This is a genomic window from Nonomuraea composti (assembly GCF_012034275.1).
Classification (GTDB): domain Bacteria; phylum Actinomycetota; class Actinomycetes; order Streptosporangiales; family Streptosporangiaceae; genus Nonomuraea; species Nonomuraea composti.
Genome location: NZ_JAATEP010000016.1, coordinates 90,205 through 110,678 on the forward strand (window position 1 = coordinate 90,205; position 20,474 = coordinate 110,678).

Annotated in this window: 21 protein-coding genes and 2 pseudogenes; 11 read left to right on the forward strand and 12 right to left on the reverse strand. The window is 72.1% G+C overall.

All coding sequences use genetic code 11. The features are described from left to right. Positions 1 to 3 precede the first annotated feature (3 nt). Together HCN51_RS23255 and HCN51_RS23260 are read left to right on the forward strand one after the other, a co-directional pair. Positions 4 to 420 (forward strand): hypothetical protein, encoded by a 417-nt coding sequence (locus tag HCN51_RS23255; RefSeq protein WP_206067562.1) that lies wholly within the window; start codon positions 4 to 6, stop codon positions 418 to 420. Positions 421 to 560: 140 nt separating this feature from the next. Next, entirely contained in the window at positions 561 to 1,880 is a 1,320-nt protein-coding gene (locus HCN51_RS23260) for a serine hydrolase domain-containing protein (protein ID WP_240973159.1), read from the forward strand. A gap of 162 nt (positions 1,881 to 2,042) precedes the next feature. Here the strand turns inward: HCN51_RS23260 and HCN51_RS23265 are convergent, their stop codons facing one another. Then, the gene (locus HCN51_RS23265) at positions 2,043 to 2,420 is read right to left on the reverse strand and encodes a winged helix-turn-helix transcriptional regulator (protein WP_168011571.1); all 378 of its coding nucleotides are present in this window, start codon (positions 2,418 to 2,420) and stop codon (positions 2,043 to 2,045) included. Between the two features lie 154 nt (positions 2,421 to 2,574). Here HCN51_RS23265 and HCN51_RS23270 point away from each other — a divergent pair. Continuing rightward, positions 2,575 to 3,524 (forward strand): annotated as a pseudogene (locus tag HCN51_RS23270) (NADP-dependent oxidoreductase). 343 nt (positions 3,525 to 3,867) lie between these two features. On the opposite strand, the gene HCN51_RS23275 reads toward HCN51_RS23270, so the two are convergent. From HCN51_RS23275 to HCN51_RS23310, 8 genes are all read right to left on the reverse strand, one after another. Beyond that, positions 3,868 to 4,476, reverse strand: a complete 609-nt coding sequence (locus HCN51_RS23275; RefSeq protein ID WP_168011572.1) for a hypothetical protein — start codon at positions 4,474 to 4,476, stop codon at positions 3,868 to 3,870. Between the two features lie 105 nt (positions 4,477 to 4,581). Continuing rightward, entirely contained in the window at positions 4,582 to 6,015 is a 1,434-nt protein-coding gene (locus HCN51_RS23280; RefSeq protein ID WP_168011573.1) for an MFS transporter, read from the reverse strand. Between the two features lie 38 nt (positions 6,016 to 6,053). Next, positions 6,054 to 6,854 carry a glycerophosphodiester phosphodiesterase family protein gene (locus tag HCN51_RS23285; RefSeq protein WP_168011574.1) on the reverse strand — a complete coding sequence of 267 codons (801 nt, stop codon included), beginning with the start codon at positions 6,852 to 6,854 and terminating at the stop codon, positions 6,054 to 6,056. Positions 6,855 to 6,890: 36 nt separating this feature from the next. Beyond that, positions 6,891 to 7,430: a TrmH family RNA methyltransferase gene (locus HCN51_RS23290; protein ID WP_080040238.1), complete on the reverse strand. Its 540-nt coding sequence runs from the start codon at positions 7,428 to 7,430 to the stop codon at positions 6,891 to 6,893. Then, the gene (locus HCN51_RS23295) at positions 7,427 to 8,017 is read right to left on the reverse strand and encodes a methyltransferase (protein WP_168011575.1); all 591 of its coding nucleotides are present in this window, start codon (positions 8,015 to 8,017) and stop codon (positions 7,427 to 7,429) included. Before HCN51_RS23295 ends, HCN51_RS23290 begins: the two co-directional genes overlap by 4 nt. A gap of 11 nt (positions 8,018 to 8,028) precedes the next feature. Beyond that, positions 8,029 to 8,976 carry a VWA domain-containing protein gene (locus HCN51_RS23300; RefSeq protein WP_080040236.1) on the reverse strand — a complete coding sequence of 316 codons (948 nt, stop codon included), beginning with the start codon at positions 8,974 to 8,976 and terminating at the stop codon, positions 8,029 to 8,031. Then, complete coding sequence (locus HCN51_RS23305) at positions 8,973 to 9,914, reverse strand: DUF58 domain-containing protein (RefSeq protein ID WP_168011576.1); 942 nt, start codon at positions 9,912 to 9,914, stop codon at positions 8,973 to 8,975. The genes HCN51_RS23300 and HCN51_RS23305 overlap by 4 nt, the downstream gene beginning before the upstream one ends. Further along, positions 9,911 to 10,912 carry an AAA family ATPase gene (locus HCN51_RS23310; RefSeq protein WP_168011577.1) on the reverse strand — a complete coding sequence of 334 codons (1,002 nt, stop codon included), beginning with the start codon at positions 10,910 to 10,912 and terminating at the stop codon, positions 9,911 to 9,913. The genes HCN51_RS23305 and HCN51_RS23310 overlap by 4 nt, the downstream gene beginning before the upstream one ends. A gap of 55 nt (positions 10,913 to 10,967) precedes the next feature. Here HCN51_RS23310 and HCN51_RS23315 point away from each other — a divergent pair, with 55 nt between their 5' ends. Together HCN51_RS23315 and HCN51_RS23320 are read left to right on the forward strand one after the other, a co-directional pair. Continuing rightward, positions 10,968 to 11,741, forward strand: coding sequence for a hypothetical protein (locus HCN51_RS23315; RefSeq protein WP_206067564.1), 774 nt, complete (start codon positions 10,968 to 10,970; stop codon positions 11,739 to 11,741). Positions 11,742 to 11,791: 50 nt separating this feature from the next. Then, complete coding sequence (locus HCN51_RS23320) at positions 11,792 to 12,655, forward strand: DUF2268 domain-containing putative Zn-dependent protease (protein ID WP_168011579.1); 864 nt, start codon at positions 11,792 to 11,794, stop codon at positions 12,653 to 12,655. Positions 12,656 to 12,742: 87 nt separating this feature from the next. Here HCN51_RS23320 and HCN51_RS23325 read toward each other — a convergent pair whose 3' ends face one another. Next, positions 12,743 to 13,384 carry a response regulator transcription factor gene (locus HCN51_RS23325; protein ID WP_168011580.1) on the reverse strand — a complete coding sequence of 214 codons (642 nt, stop codon included), beginning with the start codon at positions 13,382 to 13,384 and terminating at the stop codon, positions 12,743 to 12,745. Next, on the reverse strand, positions 13,381 to 14,589 hold the full coding sequence (locus tag HCN51_RS23330; RefSeq protein WP_346433760.1) for a sensor histidine kinase: 1,209 nt from the start codon (positions 14,587 to 14,589) through the stop codon (positions 13,381 to 13,383). Before HCN51_RS23330 ends, HCN51_RS23325 begins: the two co-directional genes overlap by 4 nt. 140 nt (positions 14,590 to 14,729) lie before the next feature. Here HCN51_RS23330 and HCN51_RS23335 point away from each other — a divergent pair. The 6 genes and pseudogenes from HCN51_RS23335 to HCN51_RS23360 all read left to right on the forward strand — a co-directional run. Then, positions 14,730 to 15,299: pseudogene (locus HCN51_RS23335) on the forward strand (ClpP family protease); the annotation flags it as partial. Position 15,300: 1 nt separating this feature from the next. Next, entirely contained in the window at positions 15,301 to 15,918 is a 618-nt protein-coding gene (locus HCN51_RS23340) for an ATP-dependent Clp protease proteolytic subunit (protein WP_168011582.1), read from the forward strand. A gap of 180 nt (positions 15,919 to 16,098) precedes the next feature. Further along, the gene (locus HCN51_RS23345) at positions 16,099 to 16,992 is read left to right on the forward strand and encodes a polysaccharide deacetylase family protein (protein WP_168011583.1); all 894 of its coding nucleotides are present in this window, start codon (positions 16,099 to 16,101) and stop codon (positions 16,990 to 16,992) included. A gap of 172 nt (positions 16,993 to 17,164) precedes the next feature. After that, the gene (locus HCN51_RS23350; protein ID WP_168011584.1) at positions 17,165 to 18,136 is read left to right on the forward strand and encodes an AraC family transcriptional regulator; all 972 of its coding nucleotides are present in this window, start codon (positions 17,165 to 17,167) and stop codon (positions 18,134 to 18,136) included. 308 nt (positions 18,137 to 18,444) lie between these two features. Further along, positions 18,445 to 18,825 carry an STAS domain-containing protein gene (locus HCN51_RS23355; RefSeq protein ID WP_168011585.1) on the forward strand — a complete coding sequence of 127 codons (381 nt, stop codon included), beginning with the start codon at positions 18,445 to 18,447 and terminating at the stop codon, positions 18,823 to 18,825. 91 nt (positions 18,826 to 18,916) lie between these two features. Then, the gene (locus HCN51_RS23360; RefSeq protein WP_168011586.1) at positions 18,917 to 19,471 is read left to right on the forward strand and encodes a hypothetical protein; all 555 of its coding nucleotides are present in this window, start codon (positions 18,917 to 18,919) and stop codon (positions 19,469 to 19,471) included. A gap of 109 nt (positions 19,472 to 19,580) precedes the next feature. Here the strand turns inward: HCN51_RS23360 and HCN51_RS23365 are convergent, their stop codons facing one another. Beyond that, on the reverse strand, positions 19,581 to 20,345 hold the full coding sequence (locus HCN51_RS23365) for an SDR family oxidoreductase (RefSeq protein WP_168011587.1): 765 nt from the start codon (positions 20,343 to 20,345) through the stop codon (positions 19,581 to 19,583). Positions 20,346 to 20,474: the final 129 nt, after the last annotated feature.

Below are 20,474 nucleotides of genomic sequence, written 5' to 3' on the forward strand. Positions count from 1 at the left end.
GCCGTGCGGGTCAAACGGCGCCTGAGCGCGTTCACCCTCGTCCTGGCCGGCCTCGGGCTGCTGCTGCTGTTCTGGTCGGTGCCCGAGCTCGGCCCCACCGTCCGCGCCGCCCGCGCCGACGGGGTGAACGGCGTGTTCACCGCACGGGAGCTGCGCTGCGTGCAGCATCCCGGACACGAGTCGTGCGTCTGGGCGGGCGACTTCGCCTCGGGGGATGGGCGGGTCGTGCGGCACGACGTCGAGCTGTACGGCAGCGACCGCACCACCCTCGCCGCCGGCCGCACCATCCAGGCCGTCGACACGGGACGCGCGAGCCGCGTGTACGGGCCGGACGGCTCGGGCGAATGGCTCTTCACCGGCCTCCTCACCCTGGCAGGAGCGGCCCTGGTGGTCGTGGCGGCCAGACGTGCGTGGCGCTGACGATCGCCTCGGCGCGCTGGCTTCGCGATGGGCGCGCTCGCCCAGTGGCCTGCGTGCCGAGAGGCGGCATGACCGCTGTCATGTCGCACCGGTGACAGAGCACACTGACCTGCGCGCGGGCCGAGGTCCATGCTGGCCGCATGACCATGCTCCGACGCAGAACATTCGCCTCGCGGCTCGGGGCCGCGACCCTCGCCGCCGCACTGCTCACGGCCGTGCCGGCCACGGCCGCCACCGCTCAGGACACCAATGCTCAGGACACCGCCACGCAGAACGGCGCCGCGCGGAACGCCTCCCCTCAAGACGGCGGGCTTGATCGGGCGCGGTTGCGCGAGACCCTGGAGGCCGTGCATGCGGCCGGCATGTACGGCATCTACTCCCATGTCGTGCACGGCCGCGAGAGCTGGAAGGGTGCCGCCGGGGTCGCCGACGTCGAGACCGGCCGGCCGGTGCGGCCTGACATGGTGCACCGGGTCGGCAGCATCACCAAGACGTTCACCGCCGTGGCCGTCCTGCAGCAGGTGGGCCGGGGCAGGATCGACCTCGACACTCCCATCGGCCGCTACTTACCGGATGTGGTGCCGGGCGAGCGGGGGCAGCGGATCACCGTTCGCATGCTGCTCAACCACACCAGTCACATCGCCAACAGCACCGACGTGGTGTTCCCGACCGTCGAGAGCCTCGACACCAACCGTTTCCGCACCTTCCCGCCCGAGGAGCTGGCACGGCTGGGCCTCGAGGCGCCCGCGACGGGGGAGCCGGGAGCGCTGCCCGGCGCGTACTCGAACACGAACTACACCATCGCGGGCCTGCTGCTGGAGCGGGTGACGGGGGTCAGCGCCGAGCGGTACATCACCGACCACGTGATCCGTCCCGCCGGGCTGCGGCACACCGCGTTCCCGCGCACGCCGCACATCCCGGGCCCGCACTCCAAGGCGTACGAGGCGCTGTACGGGCTCTTCGACCCGCCGAAGGAGTACAGCGTCTACACCATGTCGTGGGCGGGCACGGCGGGCGCCCTCACCTCGACGATGGAGGACCTGAGTCGCTTCTTCCGGCTGCTGCTGCGCGGCGAACTGCTCGACGCGCGGCTGCTGGCCGAGATGCGCACGACGGTGCCCGTGCGGACGCTGGCCGGAGGGCTGGCCCAGTACGGGCTCGGGCTCTTCCCGCTCGACCTGCCGTGCGGCCGGTTCTGGGGGCATGACGGGAGCGTTCCCGGCATGGACACCTTCTCGTTCTACAACCCCGACAGCACCCGCCAGGTCTCCCTCGGCACCAACCTCCGGCACTACCAGCGCCTGGACGAGAACGGTCAGATCATCCTGCACCCCATCGACTACGCGTTCGCCGATCACCTCCTGGAGGCGGTGTGCGGACCGGACGCGGGCGCGGCCGGGACGGCGGCGGCACGCTCGTTCACGCTCCCGCTGGTGGACAAGGGGGCGGTCGCCCCGTAGCCAGTTCGCTTGAGGGCAAAGTGGCCGGCCGCCTCGTAGGTAATCGCCGAGGGTCGACGAGGTGGCAGGTCGCCCCGTGGTCGGGTTCCGTCGGAGGACGAGGGCCGCGGTCCACGCCGTACCGGGGTTCCGACGGTGGACAAGGGGGTGGTTGCTGCGGGGTCAGCTCGGGGTCGCTCGGGCGTGGTGGATCTCGTCGAGGTGGGACTCCACCCAGGAGCGCAGTGCGCCGAGCGGGGCGGCCACGCCGCGGCCCAGGTCAGTGAGGGAGTACTCGACGTGCAGCGGGACCGCCGGGTAGATCGTGCGGTCGACGAAGCCGTGCTCCTCCAGGCGGCGCAGCGTCTGGGTGAGGACCTTGGGGCTGACGCCCTCGAGGCGGCGCTGCAGTGCGCCGAAGCGCTGCGGCCCCTCCTCCAGAGCGCCCACGGCCAGGGCCGACCACTTGTTGGCCAGCATGTCCAGCACGTCTCTGCACGGGCACTGCGCCGCGTAGACGTCGTGCCGGTCGTGCAGGCCGGAGCCGCAGGTCAACGCCATGGCCGGAACCTTTCCTCAGGGGGATATTACTTTCCAAAAGATAGCAGTCGCCCTTGCGAGTTACTACCACCTGTTGGGTAGCTTCGGCTGCGGCCAGGCGGAACGGAGCCTGGCCGTACTGAACGAGCAAGGAGCATCACCCATGTCAGCCACCATGCGCGCGATCGTCCAGGACTCCCACGGCGGCCCGGAGGTGCTGCGTCTCGCCGAGGTGCCCAAGCCCGTCCCGCTGCCCACCGAGATCCTGGTCCGGGTGCACGCCGCCGGCGTGAACCCCGTGGACTGGAAGACCCGCGCGGGCGGCGGCATGGCCGGGGTGCTGGGCGAGCCGCCGTTCATCCTCGGCTGGGACGTCTCCGGCGTCGTCGAGGAGACCGGGTTCGGGGTGACGATCTTCGAGCCGGGCGACGAGGTGTTCGGCATGCCCTGGTTCCCCCGCCAGGCGGGTGCGTACGCCGAGTACGTCACCGCGCCGAGCCGGCAGTTCGCCCGCAAGCCCGCCACCGTCGGCCACGTCCAGGCGGCGGCCCGCCGCTGGCCGCCCTCACCGCCTGGCAGGCGCTCGTCGACACCGCGGCCGTCGCGAGCGGGCAACGGGTGCTGATCCACGCGGCGGCGGGCGGTGTCGGCCATCTGGCGGTGCAGATCGCCCGGAACGCGGGCGCGTACGTGATCGGCACGGCCTCCGCGCCCAAGCACGACTGGCTGCGCTCCATCGGCGCGGACGAGGTGATCGACTACACCACCACGCGCTTCGAGGACGCCGTGCGGGACGTGGACGTGGTGATCGACCTGGTCGGCGACGGGCACGACCGGACGAGCACCCGGTCGCTGGAGGTGCTGCGCCCCGGCGGGCTGCTGGTGGCGGTGCCGTCCGGCGTGGCGCCCGAGCTGATCGGCCGTGCCCGCGAGCGGGGCGTGCGGGCCACCGGCATCCTGGTCGAGCCCGACGGCGCGGCGCTCGCCCGGATCGCCGAGCTGATCGACAAGGGCGAGCTGGACGTCGAGGTCGAGGACGTCTTCCCCCTCGCGGACGCCGCCGAGGCCCACCGCCGCGGCGAGCAGGGCCGCAACCGCGGCAAGATCGTCCTCAACGTCACCTGAGCCCACGAGCGCCTGCTTGCGGCACCCGTCCCGCTCCAGCCCGGCCCTGAGCGGGGTGACCGGCCCACGTGACGCTCGGTCTCAGCGGGCCGGGGGGTGGGGCGGCCTGCGCGGGCGGGTCAGCCTGCCGCAGTGTGGCCTGAGTGGGTGGGTGGACCTGCCGCAGTGGGGCCTGCGCGGGTGGGGCGCCCTGCCGTAGTGGGCCTGGGCCGGGGCATGGCCCGCCGTAGCCCGGCCTGCGGGCGGTCGGCCCGCCGCAGTGCGCGTTCTCGACGGGCGGGGCGGCGTGCCGCAGCGCGGCCTGAGCCGGCGGTCGGCCTGCCGTAGTAGGCGCTGAGGGGGCTCAGTGGTCGGTGGTGGCGCTGGCTCGCCACAGGGCGGTCGCCGCCCACAACCCGCCCACCATGACCAGGGCGCCGTGGGCGACGCGCAGCGGGTAAGGGCCGAAGAACTGGGGGATGAACAGGACGAAGCCGAGGGCCAGTGCCGTGCCGCTCCACTTCGTGAGCACCCCGGAGCGTCCGATGGCGACGGCGGCCATGACGGTGCCCACGGCCAAGAGAAGGAGTCCGGCGGCGAACATGGTCATGGGGACGGGCCCGTACCTGAACTGCGCGGCCAGCTCCATCAGCGCCGGTGTGCCGTCCCGGAGGGAGCGCTGGGCGATGACGTGCAGGCCGAAGTCCTCCGCTCCGTAGTACGGCAGGGTCAGCCCTGCACCGATCCACGTGACCATGGCGGCGCGCAGCGACAGACGGTCGCCGAGCGCCTGGTGGAGTCCGAGCACGGCCAGCCCGAGCAGGATGAACCCGATCATGGCGGCGGCGTGCCCGGCCACCCACCCGGCGGAGGCCATGGCGGTGGCGTCGTCGCCGGAGGGGCGGAGGGCGGGGTAGAGGAGGAAGAGAAGGCCGCCGGCGGCGAAGGCCGCGGAGGTGAGCTTGGGGGACATCAATGCTCCTTGAAGAGGGCGTTGCTCCGTTATGTGAGCAATGCTCTCGCCAAGGGCGTGGTGAAGTCAAGAGCGGTGCTCTCTGTTCGGATGGGTGGACTCTCCTCAGATGCGGCCGGGGACCTCGTTGCCCGCCGCCCGGATGGCCCTGGGCAGGTTCGTGACGGCCAGGAGGACGAACCCGATCACGAAGAAGACAACCATCGACAGGATCGCGATCCGGTAGCTGTTGGTGAACTGCAGCGCCAGCGTGATCGTCAGCGAGCCGATGAACGCCGACCCCTTGTCGCTGATCTGCAGCAGGCTGAAGTACTCGGCCTCCCGCCCCCGCGGGATCACCAGCGAGAACAGCGAGCGCGACAGCGCCTGCGTGCCGCCCAGCACGATCGCGATCGCGAACGCCATCAGGTAGAACTGCAGCGCCTGCCCCTCGGCCACGAACATGGCCATGGCGACGATCGCCGTCCACAGCACCAGGCTCGCCAGCACCGTCCGCTTGGTGCCGAAGCTGCGCGCCAGCCGGCCGAGCAGCAGCGCCCCGAAGAACGCCACGAACTGCACCATGAGGATCGCCGTGATCTGCACGTCCTGCGACAGCTTGAGCGCTTCGGAGGCGAAGGCGGCGCTGTTGCCGATGACCGTCTGCACGCCGTCGTTGTAGACGAGGTAGGCGATCAGGAACAGCAGCGTCAGCGGGTAGCGCCGCAGCTCGGCGAGGGTGCGGCCGAGCTGGCGGAAGCTGCCGCCGACCGAGCGCAAGGCGGTGCTCTCGTGCGCGGGCACGGGCCGGTTGCGCAGCCGCAGCAACGGGATGATCGTGAACGTCGCCCACCACAGGCCCGCCGAGGCCATGCAGATCCGCACCGCCATGCCCTGGGCCAGGCCGAGGCTCTCGTGCTGGAGGTAGAGCACGAGGTTGAGGGCCAGCAGCAGGCCGCCGCCGAGGTAGCCGATGGCCCAGCCGCGCGAGGAGACCCCGTCGCGCTCCTCCGGCGTGGAGATCTGCGGCAGGAACGAGTCGTAGACCACGACGGAGGCGCCGTAGGCCAGGTTCGCCAGGATGAACAGCGCGCCGCCGAGCAGGTAGCGGTCGCCCTCGACGAAGAACAGGCACATCGCGGCCAGCGCGCCGACGTAGGCGAAGCCGCCCAGCAGCTCCTTCTTGCGGCCGGTGTGGTCGGCCAGCGCGCCGACGACCGGCAGCACCAGGATCTGCAGGAACACCGCGATCGTGGTGATCAGCCCGAAGTACGCGGCGGGCCTGATGTCGGCGCCGAGCACGTCCACGTAGCCGAGGTCGGGATGGCGGAGGACGAGCGCGTCGAAGGTGTCCAGGCACGTGCCGGACGCCACGGTGGGGAAGTCCTTGGCGCAGGCCGCGGTCTTGGCGACCGGGATGAGGTACGGGCCGAGGAAGACCGAGATGACCACCGTGTAGAAGGCGGAGTTGGCCCAGTCGTAGAAGTACCAGCCGCGTTGCTCGCGCCGGCGCGCGCCGGGGGAGTCGTCGAGGGCCGCGGGGGGTGCGGATACGGGCATGGTGACGGGTCGCTCCTCTGCGCGGTAAGGGGGGATGCTCAGGCGGCCAGGCGGCCGGGATGCCACTGGCCCCGGCGCTCCAGCACGTCACGCAGGCCGGTGACGTTGTCGGTCATGATGCCGTCGACGCCCAGGTCGAGCAGGTGCTCCATGCGGGCGGTGTCGTTGACCGTCCACACGTGCACCTGCATGCCGATGGCGTGCGCCGTACGGATGAGGCGCCGGGTGGTGACGCGCAGCCCGCGGAAGCCGACCGGCACCTGCGCGCACGGCACGCCGGCGCGCGACAGGCGGGTCAGCAGCCGGCCGTAGCCGGAGGTGGTGGCGGCGGCCCGCAGCGCGGCCACGCCGCGCGGCCCGAGCGCCGAGCACACCTCCCGGCCCAGCGCGGCCCTGGCCAGCACGAGCCGCTCGTCGGAGAAGGAGGTCAGGCAGATCCGGTCGTAGGAGTTGGTGCGCCTGATCGCCTCGGCGAGCGGGGCGATGGCGGCCGCCTCCTTGACGTCGATGTTGAAGCGGATCTCCGGCCAGGTGCCGAGGAGGTCCTCCAGCAGCGGGATCTCGTGGACGCCGGCGATGCGGGCGCGTTTGACCGTCTTGTAGGGCAGCTCGGAGATGCGGCCGCGGTGGTCGGTCACCCGGTCGAGCGTGTGGTCGTGGAAGGCGAGCAGCACGCCGTCGGAGGTGGCGTGCGCGTCGGTCTCCAGGTAGGTGTAGCCGAGCGCGACCGCCCGTTCGAACGCGGCGGCGGAGTTCTCCGCGCCTTCCGCCGCTCCGCCGCGGTGGGCGAAGGGCAGCGGGCCGGGGTGGTCGAGGAAGGCGAAACGACGGCTCAGCACGTCCTGAAGTATGCCCTTCCCGGGTGAACGGTGCGGTTACGAATCAGGGAGATTCTGCCACTCCTGGCGGCGGGCCTCGGCCAGCGCGATGGCGGCGGCGACCGCGACGTTGAACGAGCCGACCCGCCCGACCTGCGGGATGTAGCAGGCTCCGTCGACGGCGTCGAGCAGGGCGGGGGAGCAGCCGTGGTCCTCGCTGCCGACGACCAGGCACACGTCGCGGGCCAGGTCGGCGCGGTGCAGTGGCACGGCCTCGGCGGTCAGCTCGATCGCGAGCACCGCGTAGCCCTCTTCCCGCGCGGCCTTGACGGCCTCGACGGCGGGCACGGCCTCGTGCCAGTCGACCAGGCGCTCGGTGCCGAGCGCGGTCTTGCCCGCCTTGGGGTTGGTGGGCGGGGTCGCGTTGCCGGCCAGCCAGATCTCGTCGACGCCGAACGCGGCGGCGCTGCGGAAGATCGAGCCGATGTTGAACGGGCCGGTGACGGACTCGATGATGAGGCCGAGACGGTGGTGGGTGTTCCTGCGCCAGGTGCGGTTGAGCCGCTTGACGTCGGTGGGGCGCAGCTGCCTTCTCATCGGGTCACCTTCAGGATGCGGTAGGCGGCCCGGCTGGCCTCGCGGGAGGCCTGCCAGCCCTGCTCGCCGAGCCAGCGCTGCAGGGAGTCCGAGCCGAGGTGTTTCTGGACGACCAGGTAGGCCACGCCGTCGGGCGTGAGCCGGGTGAGCCACCTGGTGAGCATGTCGTGCAGTGCCTGCTTCCCAATCCGGATCGCAGGATTAGACCAGATGGCCCGAAATTTCACTTCATCTGGCACTTCATCAATATGTACTGACCTTACTTTGTCAAGGGCAGCGGCCTGGGCGTTCCGCTGGGTCAGCTCCAGGCTGCGCCGGTTCACATCGACGGCCCACACCGTCGCCCTGGGCGCCCGCTTGGCCATGGTCAGCGCGATCGGCCCGTAGCCGCAGCCCAGGTCGAGCAGGTCGCCCTCCTGCGGCGGCGGCGGGACGCTCTCCAGCAGCACCCGCGTGCCGACATCCACCCGGTCGGGGGAGAACACGCCGCTGTCGGTCTCCAGCCGCAGGTGCAGGTCGGGCAGGACGAGATCGACGGAGCCCGGCCTGCTCGCGGTCGACGGCTGCTCGGAGAAATAGTGGGCCACGTCGCCAAACGTTACGGGATCCGCGAGCCGAACAGGACCGCCGCGCCCGCCACCAGCAGCCCGGCCAGGATGGCGGCCACGATGAACCACTGGGTGATCTCCTGGTTGACCAGCTTGTAGCCGAGCGAGGTGCCGATCTGCTCGTAGACCTCGCGCAGCTCGCTGCCGGACTCGGCGGTGTAGGCGCGGCCGCTGGTGCCGTCGGACAGCGACTGCAGGGTCTGCTTGTTGACCGGGACGTTCACGGGCCGGCCGTCGATGTCGACGGTGCCCTCCTGGGTGCCGTACGCGATGGTGGAGACGGGGACGCGGGCCTGCTGGGCGGCCTCGATGGCCTCGTTCACGGAGCGGCCGGAGGTGTTGTCGCCGTCGGAGAGCAGCACGATGGCGGCCGGCGGCGGGTCGGTGGCGGCCTGCTGGTCGAAGGAGCGCACCGACTCCAGCGCGTTGAAGACGGCCTCGCCGATCGCGGTGCCGGGGCGGGTGGTGAGGTTGCCGATGGCGGTGACGACGGCCTGGTGGTCGGTGGTGGGGGAGATGACGACGTTGGCGGAGCGGGCGAAGGAGACGACGCCGACGTTGAAGCGGTCGGGCAGCTCCTTGGCGAACGCCTGGGCGGCGGACTTGGCGGCGCTGATGCGGTCGGGCTGGACGTCGTCGGCGTCCATGGACAGGGAGACGTCGAGGGCGATCATGATGGTGGCGCGGTCGCGGGGCACGCGGACCTGGTCGGCGGGCTTGGCGGCGCCGATGACCAGGAGCGACATCATGACGAGGAACAGGGCGGGGGCGACGTGGCGGCGCCAGCCGGGGCCGGCGGGGGCGACGAGGTTGAGCAGGGCGAGGTTGGTGAAGCGCACGGTGTAGCGGCGGCGGGCGAACATCGACGCGATGTAGCCGGCCACGAGCAGCAGCACCAGCACGAACAGCCACAACCACCCAGGGGCGAGGAATGTCATGCGGTGGGCCTCCGGTGGGCGAGGTGGCTCATGCGGCGCTGGCGCAGCACGAACTGCGCGACGTCGAACACCCAGTCGCGGTCGGTGCGCAGCACGAGGTGGGCGATGCCGGCGCGGCGCAGGGCCAGGCGGGTGCCCTCGCGCTGCAGGGCGGCGGCCTCCGCGTACGCGCGCCGAATCTTGGGCGAAAGGTGCACCTCGCGTACGTTCCCGGTCTCGGGGTCGGCGAACGCGACCCGGCCCACGTCGGGCAGCTCGAGCTCGCGGGGGTCGATGACCTCGACGGCCAGCACCTGGTGGCGGGCCGCCAGGCGCCGGATGGGGCGCTCCCAGGGGCGTTCGGCGTCGGGGTCGAGGTCGGGGCGGGCGTCGAGGAAGTCGGAGACGATCAGCCGCATGCCGCGCCGCCGGCGGGTGGCGGACAGGATCTCGATGCCTTCCGCGAGGTCGGGCGGGTCGGGGACGACGCTGCCGCGCGGGGCGTCCATGAGGGAGTGCAGCAGCCCGTAGAGGGCGGGGCGGCCGGTGCGGGCGGGCATGCGGTGCACGAACTCGTCGTGGATGACCAGCGCGCCGAACCGGTCGCCCATGCGGCTGGACAGGAAGCCGATCGCGCCGACGGCGGCCACGACCAGGTCGCGCTTGTCGGTCTCGGCGGTGCCGAAGTCCATGCTGGGCGACAGGTCGGCCAGGGCCCACGTCTCCAGCTCGCGGTCGGCGATGAGGTCGCGCACGTGCGGGACGGTCGTGCGGGCGGTGACGTTCCAGTCCATGCGGCGCACGTCGTCCTCGCCGGGCACGTAGACGCGGCTGTCGCCGGCCTCGCTGCCGGTGCCGGGCAGCAGGCCCTGGTGGGCGCCGTGCAGCAGGCCGTCGAGCCGGCGGGTGACGGTCAGCTCCAGGCGGCGCAGGGCCTGCTCTGCGGTGGTGGGGCTCAACGGTTCTGGTTCCAGACGACGAGGGGCGGGGGCACGGCCTGAAGGATCTGCTTGACGACGGTCTCGGGGTCGACGCCGTCGGCCAGGGCGTCGAAGGTGAGCATCAGGCGGTGCGCCATGACGTCCACGGCGACGTCGCGTACGTCGTCGGGCAGCAGGTAGTCGCGGCCGCGCAGCAGGGCGAGCGCCCGGCCGGCCGAGACCAGGCCGAGGGTGGCGCGGGGGCTGACGCCGATCTCGATGGTCTCGGTGAGGTCGGCCAGGCCGTACTCGGCGGGGGCGCGGGTGGACATGACGAGCCGGACGACGTAGTCGGCGACGAGCTGGTGCACCGAGACCTGCTCGGCCGCCTCCTGGAGGGCCAGCAGCTTGTCGGGGTCGAGCACCCGCTCGGGGACGGGCGGCCGGACGCTCATGCGGTGCAGGATCTCCAGCTCCTCGTGGGCGCTGGGGTGGGGGACGCGCACGCGGAACAGGAACCGGTCGCGCTGCACCTCCGGCAGGGGGTAGACGCCTTCGGACTCGATCGGGTTCTGCGTGGCGAGCACGATGAACGGCCTGGGCAGCGGGTGGGTGACGCCGGCGAGCGTGACCTGGCGCTCGGCCATCACCTCCAGCAGCGCCGACTGGACCTTGGCGGGGGCGCGGTTGATCTCGTCGGCCAGCAGGAAGTTGACGAAGACGGGGCCGAGCTCGACATCGAACTTCTCGTTGGAGGGATGGTAGACGCGGGTGCCGACGATGTCGCTCGGCACGAGGTCGGGGGTGAACTGGATGCGGGCGAACGTACCGCCCACGACGGTGGCCAGGGTGGCGGCGGCGAGGGTCTTGGCGACGCCGGGGACGCCTTCGAGCAGGCAGTGCCCCCGCGCCAGCAGGGCCACGAGGAGCCTTTCGACCATGTGGTCCTGCCCGACGATGACCCGCCGGACCTCGTCGAGACTCTGACGCAGCAGTGCCGCGTCGGTTCCGCCTGGCAACTCTTCGGCGACGCTCATGACGCCATTCCACCAAACGCGCCGCAAACGTGCACGACGCCACGTCTGTGCTTTCATGGCAAACGTGGCAAGTCCCCTGCAGTTCGGTGATCCTCCCCGGCTGGGGCCCTACGTGGTGCAGGCCCGCCTGCACGCGGCGCCGGCCGGGTTCGTGTACCTGGGCCAGGCGCCCGACGGGCGTGCCGTGTCGCTGGCGGTGCTGACGCGGGGCGCGGCCTACGACGCCGCCGCACGCGACCGGTTCGTCACCGCGATCCGGGAGGCGGGCGGCCGGGAGCGGTCCGGGATGCGGGGCTGGCTAGGGCGGTCCGGGCGGCAGCGGGGGGCGGTGCTGGAGGGCGCGCCCGAGGTGCTGGCGTTCGAGGGCGGGCGGGCGCCGTGGGTGGCGGTGCCGTACGCGCCGGGGCGGCCGGGGGCCGAGTGGTTCCTGGAGCCGGTCATGGTGGGCGGGACGTTCATCGGGGAGGCGCACGGGCCGGACTTCGTGCCGTACTGGCTGACCGACCGCGCGCCGGCGCTGCCGGGGCCGGCCAGGCGGCGGCTGCCGCTGACCGAGACGCGCAAGCGGGTGCTGCTGGCGGCGCTGGCGCTGGTGCTGCTGCTCCTGCTCGTGACGGCGATCCTGCTGTTGCTGCTGTTCGGGCGGCAGGACACCGAGCAGCAGCCGCGGCAGTTGCCGCCGACGGTCTTCGTGCCGACGCCGCCGCCGACGCCGGAGACGCCGGTGCCGCAGCCCTCGCCGTCGCAGTCGCCGTCGCCGTCGGAGAGCGGGCAGAACACGCCGGGACGGTCGCCGGGGGAGGATCCGGGCGAGGAGTCGCCGCTGTGAGGCGTAAATGGTTTGAGCCTCACGTAACGTGAGGCTTTAGCGTCCCCGGCATGGAAATCATCATTCAGGACACCCTGACGGCGATGGCCGAGCTGCTGGAGCTGCCGCTCGACCGGCGGCCCGACGCGTTGCGGGAGATCATGGCGCCGACGCGCGCGGCGATCCCTATGCCCGGCGACCTCGTCGACATCCACCACTCCGGCGGCGGCTTCCGGGTCGACGTCGACGACCCGCGCTACCTGCCGGCCGTCCGCGCCATGATCGAGCAGGACGTGCTCGGCCAGGTGCGGCGCGAGCTGGAGCGCGCCTCCGAGCGGCTGAGCGCGGCCAAGCAGCCCGACGTGATCAAGGTCATGTTCATGATGGGCAACCCCGACAACGAGCACCTCATGAAGACCTCCCGCGGCTACTACGGCATGGGCGGCGGCTCCGAGTGGCTGTACCTGCTGGCCTGGCCGTCGGAAGAGGTGATCGGGCGCATCGGGCACCTGGCGGTGCACGAGTTCCACCACAAGATCCGCTTCACCAACGTGGAGTGGAACCCGGTGACCGTGACCGTGGGCGAGCACGTGATCGCCGAGGGGCTGGCCGAGGCGTTCGTACGGGAGCTGTCGGGGCCGGAGGCGATGGGGCCGTGGTCGGGGATGGTGACCGGTGAGGCGTACGAGAGGGCGTACGAGAAGATCACCGCCGATTTCTGGCTGGAGGGGATGCAGCACACGTCCGCGTACGTGCTGGGTGACGGCCCGATGCAGAGGTTCGGGCAGGAGCCGCGCGGCATTCCCGACATGGCGGGATACGCGGTGGGCCTGAACCTGGTCGACCGCGCCCTCGCCGGGGCGGGGCTGACCGCCACGGAGGCGACCCTGCTGCCCGCCGCCGAGCTGCTGCGGCGCGGTGGCATCACCCTCTAGCCCGCTGGGCGGTGGGGGAGACGAACCGACCGGTGGGCCGGACGGACCGACCGGTGGGGAGACGAACCGACCGGTGGGGGTGACGGGCTACCCGGTGGGGGAGACGAACCCCGACTCGTACGCGGCGATCACCGCCTGGGTGCGGTCGCGCGCACCCAGCTTGGCCAGCACGTTGCCCACGTGCGTCTTGACCGTCTCCTGGCTGACCACGAGCTCCGCGGCGATCTCGTGGTTGGACAGGCCCTTGGTCATCAGCCGCAGCACGTCGCCCTCGCGACCGGTCAGCCGGTCGATGCCGGGCACCCGGGCCTGGGGGCGGCGGCCTGCCAGCGCCCGGATCGCGGCAGGGAACAACAAGGACTCACCCGCCGCCACCAGCCGGACGGCCTGCACCAAATCGTCCGGCCTGGTGCGTTTGAGCAGGAAACCGGACGCGCCGGCGCGCAGCGCGTCGTAGACGTAGTCGTCGTTCTCGAACGTGGTCACCACCAGCACCTTGGGCGGGTCGTCCAGGGCGAGCAGGCGCTCGGTGGCGCGGATGCCGTCGAGGGCGGGCATGCGCACGTCCATCAGCACCACGTGGGGCCGCTCCCGGCGTACCACGGGCAGCACGGCGGCGCCGTCGGCCGCCTCGCCGACCACCTCCAGGTCCGGCTCGCTGTCAAGGATGATGCGCAGGCCGGCGCGGATGAGGTCCTCGTCGTCGGCGATCACTACGCGCAGGGTCATGAGTGCGACCGTAGCGGCAGGCGGGCCGCGACCCGCCACCCGGTCCCGCTCTCCGTGGGGCCGGCGTCGAGCGTGCCGCGCAGCAGCCGGACCCGCTCCCGCATCCCGGCCACGCCCCTGCCGCCCGTGCGGGCGCGGGCGCTCCTCCCGCCGTCGTTGGTGACCTCCAGGCGCAGGTCGTCCCCTTCGACGGCGGCGGTCAGGCGTACCGGGCCGCGGCCGTGCTTGAGGGCGTTGGTCAGTGCCTCCTGCACGATGCGGTACGCCTCGCGCGAGACGACGGCGGGCACCCCGGACAGGTCGCCCACCTCTCGCAGCACCCGGGCACCGGAGGAGGCGATGAGCTCGTCGAGGTCCTCCAGCGTCCCCTGCGGCGCGGGCCCGCCGCGCGATCCGGCGCCGTCGTCGCGCAGGACGCCCAGCACGTGGTCGAGGTCCTCCAAGGCGGTGCGGGCCGACTGCTCGATGGCGGCCAGCGCCGTCCTGGCGGTGGCGGGGTCGCGGTCGAGGACCCGGCCCGCCGCGGCGGCCTGCAAGGTGACGACGCTGAGCGCGTGGCCGACCGAGTCGTGCAGCTCGCGGGCCAGCCGGTTGCGCTCGGCCAGCGTACGGGCGTGCTCCTCGGCGGCGGCCAGCCGTTCGGCGGGGGTGGGGCCGAGCAGGACGGGCGCCAGCCGCGCCAGCAGCTCACCCGCGCCGGCGGCCATGGCGACCAGGGCCGCCAGCAGCGCGAGCCCCGCCACCGCCCACCCGATGGCGCTCCACCCGGGCGTGACGGGAAGGCCGAGCACCGGCGTCGACTGCCCCGTGAACGGCAGCACCAGCGTGACCATCGTGAACGGCACCACCGCCAGCGTGAACCCGCTCACCACCCCGCCGACCGCCAGGTGCAGCGTGAACCAGGCCGCCGTGCGCCGCCGCTCCTGCCACGACCGCCCCTGCTGCCGCGGCGGCGGGGTCTCCACGCGTGCCCCGAGCAGGCCCTGCGCCGCGTTCACCGACAGCCCGCGCACCGGCAGGAACAGCCCGGTCACCGCCACCACGGGCAGCACCGCGGCGAACACGCCGACCTGGACGGGCAGCAGCAGGTTCGCCGACTCGCCGCGCGCGAGGCCGGCGACGAGCACGCCGACCATCATGTACGGCATCAGCAGCGCCCCGCCCAGGACGAGGCACGTCCAGCGACGGGCAAGGCTCCTTCTCACATCCGCGATTGTATGTCGACGGAAATTCGCTCTGGGAGTAATGCGCTTTCAGGGAAATGCGCCGCCAGCGAAAGCTTTCCTTTGTCACGGCCGGCCGGGTCTAGCGTTTTCCGAAGAAAGGCACGCGGAGAAAGGAAGCACCCGTCATGACGGAGACCCAGCGTGCGGCCTGGCCAGACCAGCTCGGCCGGCGCCTGCTGAAGGAGCGGATCGTCGTCCTCGGCCAGGAGGTCGACGACGAGATCTGCAACCGGCTGTGCGGGGAGCTGCTTTTGCTGGCCGCCGAAGACCCACGGCAAGACATAACGCTTTACATCAATTCACCGGGCGGCAGCGTGCAGGCGGGCCTCGCGCTCTACGACATGATGCAGTTCATTCCTTGCGACGTGCGGACGGTGGCGATGGGCCTGGCCGCGTCGATGGGCCAGGTGCTGCTGACCGCCGGCACGAAAGGCAAACGCTACGCGCTGCCCAACGCCCGCGTCGTGATGCACCAACCGCTGGGCGGCATCGGGGGCTCGGCCAGCGACATCCAGATCCAGGCCGAGAACATGCTCTACACCAAGCGGCGGATGGCCGAGATCATCGCCCACCACACCGGCCAGCTGCTCGAACGCATCCAGGCCGACTCCGACCGCGACCGCTGGTTCACCGCCCGGCAGGCCCTCGAATACGGCATCGTCGACCACATCGCCGAAGGGATGAACTGACATGAGCGGCCGATACGTGCTGCCCTCGTTCACCGAACGCACCTCCTACGGGGCCAAAGAGGTCAACCCGTACAACAAGCTGTTCGAGGACCGCGTGGTGTTCCTGGCCGCGCCGATCGACGACACCCTCGCCAACGACGTGATGGCGCAGCTCCTGACGCTGGAGTCGCTCGACCCCGACCGCGACATCAGCCTCTACATCAACTCGCCCGGCGGGTCGTTCACCGCGATGACCGCCATCTACGACACCATGCAGTTCGTCCGCCCCGAGATCCACACCGTCTGCATCGGCGAGGCCGCCTCCGCGGCCGCGGTCCTGCTGGCGGCCGGCACGCCCGGCAAACGCTCCGCCCTGCCCCACGCCCGCGTGCTCCTGCACGAGCCGCGCACCGAGGGCGGGCGCGGCCAGGGCAGCGACCTGGAGATCCACGCCCGCGAGATCCTGCGGATGCGCGACCAGCAGGAGGAGATCCTCGCCCGGCACACCGGCAGGGGCGTGCTGGAGATCAGGAAGGACATCGAACGGGATCGCATCTTCACGGCCGAGCAGGCACGCGCATACCGGCTGATCGACGACGTCTACGCGTCGCGGAAGCGGACCTTGATGCCGGCCCGCTGACGCGCGCCCGTCCTTGGGTGGTGTGGTGCTGCGGGACACGCCGGGGTGTGCGGCACCGCCCTGCCGTTTCGGGGTGGCTTCTGCGTCGGGGGCCGGGCACGTAAGCTCCCTTGCGAGCCCGCGGGGCGTCGATGGTGGCGGCCCGCGGGGCCGGTGTGCCGCACGGAACGGAGAACGCGCATGACCGCCGACCAGCAGCCCTGGCAGTGGGACGAGCCGACCTGGCGTGCCCATGTGGCGCGGGTGCGTGCCGGGCGTTCCCTGCGACCCGCGTCCTGGCCGGGCGGGGCCCGGGTGGCCGTCGCGCTGTCGTTCGACGCCGATCACGAGACGATCCCGTTACGTCACGGCGAGACCGGCCCCGGCAAGCTGGCCCAGGGCGAGTACGGCTCGCGCGTCGGCGCGCCACGGGTGCTGCGCCTGCTGGAGCGCTTCGGCGTCCCGGCGTCGTTCTTCATGCCGGCGGTCTCGGCGCTCCTGCACCCGGAGGAGGTACGGAGCTACGTGGCCGCCGGGCACGAGGTGGGCATGCACGGCTGGATCCACGAGAGCAACACAATGCTCGACCCGGCCGACGAGCGCGAGCTGGCCCTGCGCGCCGCCGACACCCTGGAGAAGCTGACCGGCACCCGGCCCGTCGGCATCCGCACCCCCGCGTGGGAGTTCTCCCATCACACGCTGGCGATCACGCGCGAGCTGGGGCTGCGTTACGACTCGTCCCTGATGGCGGACGACGACCCGTACGAGCTGCTGGCCGACGGTGAGCCGACCGGCGTGGTGGAGATCCCGGTGGAGTGGATCAGGGACGACGTCCCGTACCTGACGATCGAGCACCGGGGCGGGCTACGGTGGTCCACGCCGCCGCGGCAGGTGGCCGGGGTCTGGCGCGACGAGTTCGACGCCGCGCTGGAGGAGGGCGGGCTGTTCCAGCTCACCATGCACCCGCACGTCATCGGGCACCGCTCCCGCATGGTGGCGCTGCGTGAGCTGCTGGAGCACATCGACGCGCACGAGGGCGTCTGGTACGCCACGCACGCCCAGGTCGCCGAGTACGTCCTGGAGCGGTGCCCCTGACCGCCGTGCCGAGTACATCCCGGTGGCGAGTACGTCCCCGAGCGGTGCTCCTGACCGTGGCGTCGTGGCCGGACTACCATCACCGTATGGCCGTTCGTGCAGCCGACCTCGCGCCCCCGGGAGGCGGTCGCGGCTGCCACGGCCGTAATGAGGACGGCGAGCGGAGCGTGTCATGGAGCCGTTGACCTTCGACAGCCGCGATCTCGGGCAGACCGAGGAGTTCCTCAGCAAGGCCTACGCCAGGATGAGCATCGGGTCCGACGTGGCCGGGCCGCGTACCCGGATCTCGCGTGAGGTGCTGGGCTCGGTCAGCGTCGACCGGCTGTGGCTGGAGTGCGCGATGAGCTACGACGTGCACCCGCTGGGCAAGGTGTGCCTGTGCGTGGTGGAGTCGGGGTCGATCGTGCAGCAGGTCGCGGGCCAGGAGGAGGAGGTGTTCGGGCCGGGTGACGCGGTGTTGTTCGCGCCGCCGGACCGGCCCTACGCGGGCGAGGTCCGCCGGTCGCGGTACAACATCGTGATGTTCGACGACGCGTTGCTGCAGTCGGTGGCCGGCACGTCGCCGGAGCACGGCCCGGGGCCGGTGCGGCTGCTGGGGCACCGGCCCGTGTCCGCCGCCGCCGGCCGGCACCTGCAGCGCACGATCGCCTACCTGCGTGACGACGTCCTGGGGAACGCGGCGGTGGCGGGCGAGCCCCTGGTGGTCTCGGCGGCCGGGCAGCTCCTGGCCGCGAGCGTCCTGACGGCCCTGCCCAGCACCGCCGCCACCGACGCCGCCTCCGACGCGACCGGCGCCGACCGCCGCGACGCCCATTCGCAGACGTTGCGCCGCGCCATCGCGTTCATCGAGGAGCGGGCCGGCACGCCGATCGGCATCGACGACATCGCCGCGGCCGCCCGGGTCAGCGCCCGCGCCCTGCAGTACGCCTTCCGCCAGCACCTGGGCACCACCCCGCTGGGCTACCTGCGCCAGGCCAGGCTGGCCCGCGCGCACGCCGAGCTGCTGGCCGGCGATCCGGCGGCGACGACGGTGGCCGCGGTCGCGGCCCGCTGGGGCTTCTTCCACCCGGGCCGCTTCGCGCTGTCCTACAAGGCCGCGTACGGACGCGCGCCCAGCGACACCTTGCGCTCCTCGGCCGGCTAGCCCCGCGCCCCGTACGGCTGGCGGCGCGCCCCCGTACGGCTGGCCGCGCGCCCGGACAGCCGTATGCTCCCCGGTCGGATAGCCGTGAAACGAGGTGGCCGACTTCGCTTGCTGGACAGGCAGCGGGGCGCGTTCTTCGTCTGGTGTGCAGACGGGGCGGGGCCGTAAGGCCAAGAGTGAGGTCAGAGGAACCGTCCGGGGTTCCGCCGCGAGATCGTCACGATGGAGCCCATGCTGGAAGATCCGACAGGCACGACCGCGTTCAGTCTTGGGCTCCAGGAGCAACGATCGCGGGCCGGAAGGGCGTCATGTCTCCCCTGATCCTGAGCTGCCGGGAGCTGCCCGGAGGAGTCCTGATCACCGTGGCGGGCGAGCTCGACTCCAGCAACTCCGACAAGCTGCAGTCCTACGCCGAGCGGTACTGCCGGCTCGGCGCCGGCATGGTGCTGGACCTGCACGGGCTGACGTTCCTGGACAGCCGGGGCCTGCACGTCCTGCTGCGGCTGCAGGCCGCCGTGCGCGCGCAGGGCGGCGTGCTGCGCCTGGCCGACGTGCAGGAGCTGCCCGCACGCGTCCTGGAGATCACCGGCGTGCGGCAGGCCCTGGTCATCGAGCCCGACGTGCGGCAGGCCATCGCCGCGATGCGCGAGCGCCGGCCGGACGACGCGCGGCTGCCGGGCGGCCGGTAGGCGAGGCAGAGGGCCTCGCGATGCTGGATCATGGTGATCCGGTCGCGCGCCGTCCCGTCACGGCTCGGTACGTTCGTCCTGTCCTAGGGGTGTGACCATCGGCGACGGCAAGGAGTGCACCGTGGACACCCGCTGGGCGGACCTCGGCTCGGACCCCGTCCTCCACGCGATGGTGGTGGGGGCCGGCTGCGTGCTGGCCCTCGCCCCGGCCCTGCTGCCGTCCTGGCGTGCCGGCGCCGGGAAGAGGTGGCCGTACGTCGTCATGGCGTTCGGCATGGCGGCCGGGCACCTGGACGGGGTGTTCGTCGTCGTCGCGGTGCTCGCGCTGCTGGTCGCCGGCTGGCTGTGCGGCGCTCCGTCCCGGCGGGCGGAGGTCGGCCACCACCTTCAGGACTTCGTGCTCATGTCGGTGCTCCTGGTATTGGCGGCGCTCGGCGGGCCGGGGCTCGACGGCTCGTGGTCCGGGCACGCCCACGCGGGCGGGTCGCTGGGCGCGGTGGCCCTGCTCATCGGCCTGGGCTGGACCGGTGCCCGGCTGGCCCGCGTCCTGCTGGAACGGGGCGGGGACCGCAGGGCGCTGGGCCGGGACGCGTGCTCGGCCGGGATGGCGGCCAGCATGGCGTTCATGGCGGCGCTGGCCCTGTGAGGGGCCACTGTGACGCGGTCCGGGGCAGGCTGTCCGGGCAGGCGGGCTCGTCCAGGAACAGGAACAGGAACAGGAACAGGAACAGGAACAGGAACAGGAAGGGGAGGGGCTACTTGCCGTGCGGGTCGGCGGCGTTGAGGGTCGCGACGACCTGGTCGTAGTCGCCGCGCGCCTCTCCGTACCGCAGGAACTTGACCCGCTCGACCTGCACCTCCTTCGCGTCCGGGCGCGTCTCCAGCAGCTCGACGACCTCCGCCACGTACTCCTCCAGCGGCATCGCGAACTCGCTGCTCTCCTGCCCGGGCAGCAGCGCGGTCCGTACGGACGGCGGCACCAGCTCCGTCACCTTCACGTTCGTGTCGGCGAGCTGCAGTCGCAGCGACTCGCTGAGCATGTGGATCGCCGCCTTGGACGCGTTGTAGCTGGGCGTCACCTTGAGCGGCGCGAACGCGAGCCCGGAGGAGACGGTGACGATCGTGGCGTCCGGCCGCGTCTGCAGGTGCTCGACGAACGCGGCGATGAGTCGGATCGGGCCGACCACGTTGGTCGTCACCACCTCCTCGGCGGAGGCCAGGAACGACTCGGGCCGGTGCCAGTCCTCGACCCGCATGATGCCGGCCATGGTGACCAGCACGTTCAGCTCGGGGTGCCGGGCCAGGACGTGCTTGGCGGCGGCCTCGATGCTCGCCGCGTCCGTCGTGTCGATCCGCACGGTGTCGATGCCGGGGTGCTCGGCGGCGATCCGCTCCAGCAGGTCGGCCCGCCGGCCGCCGACGATGACGGTGTTCCCCTTGGCCTGGAGGGCGAGGGCGAGCGCGAGACCGATGCCGCTGGTGGCGCCGGGGATGAAGATGGTGTTTCCGGAGATGTTCATGCTTCGAGGGTGCCGTGCCGGCGGGCGCGGGTGCAGAGACCGCTTGTCGGGGGATCCGCGATCCTCCGAACGTGTGCGCGAATTCCGCCAGACAGGGCCGGGTGGCCGGCTGACGGTGATGGAGCCATA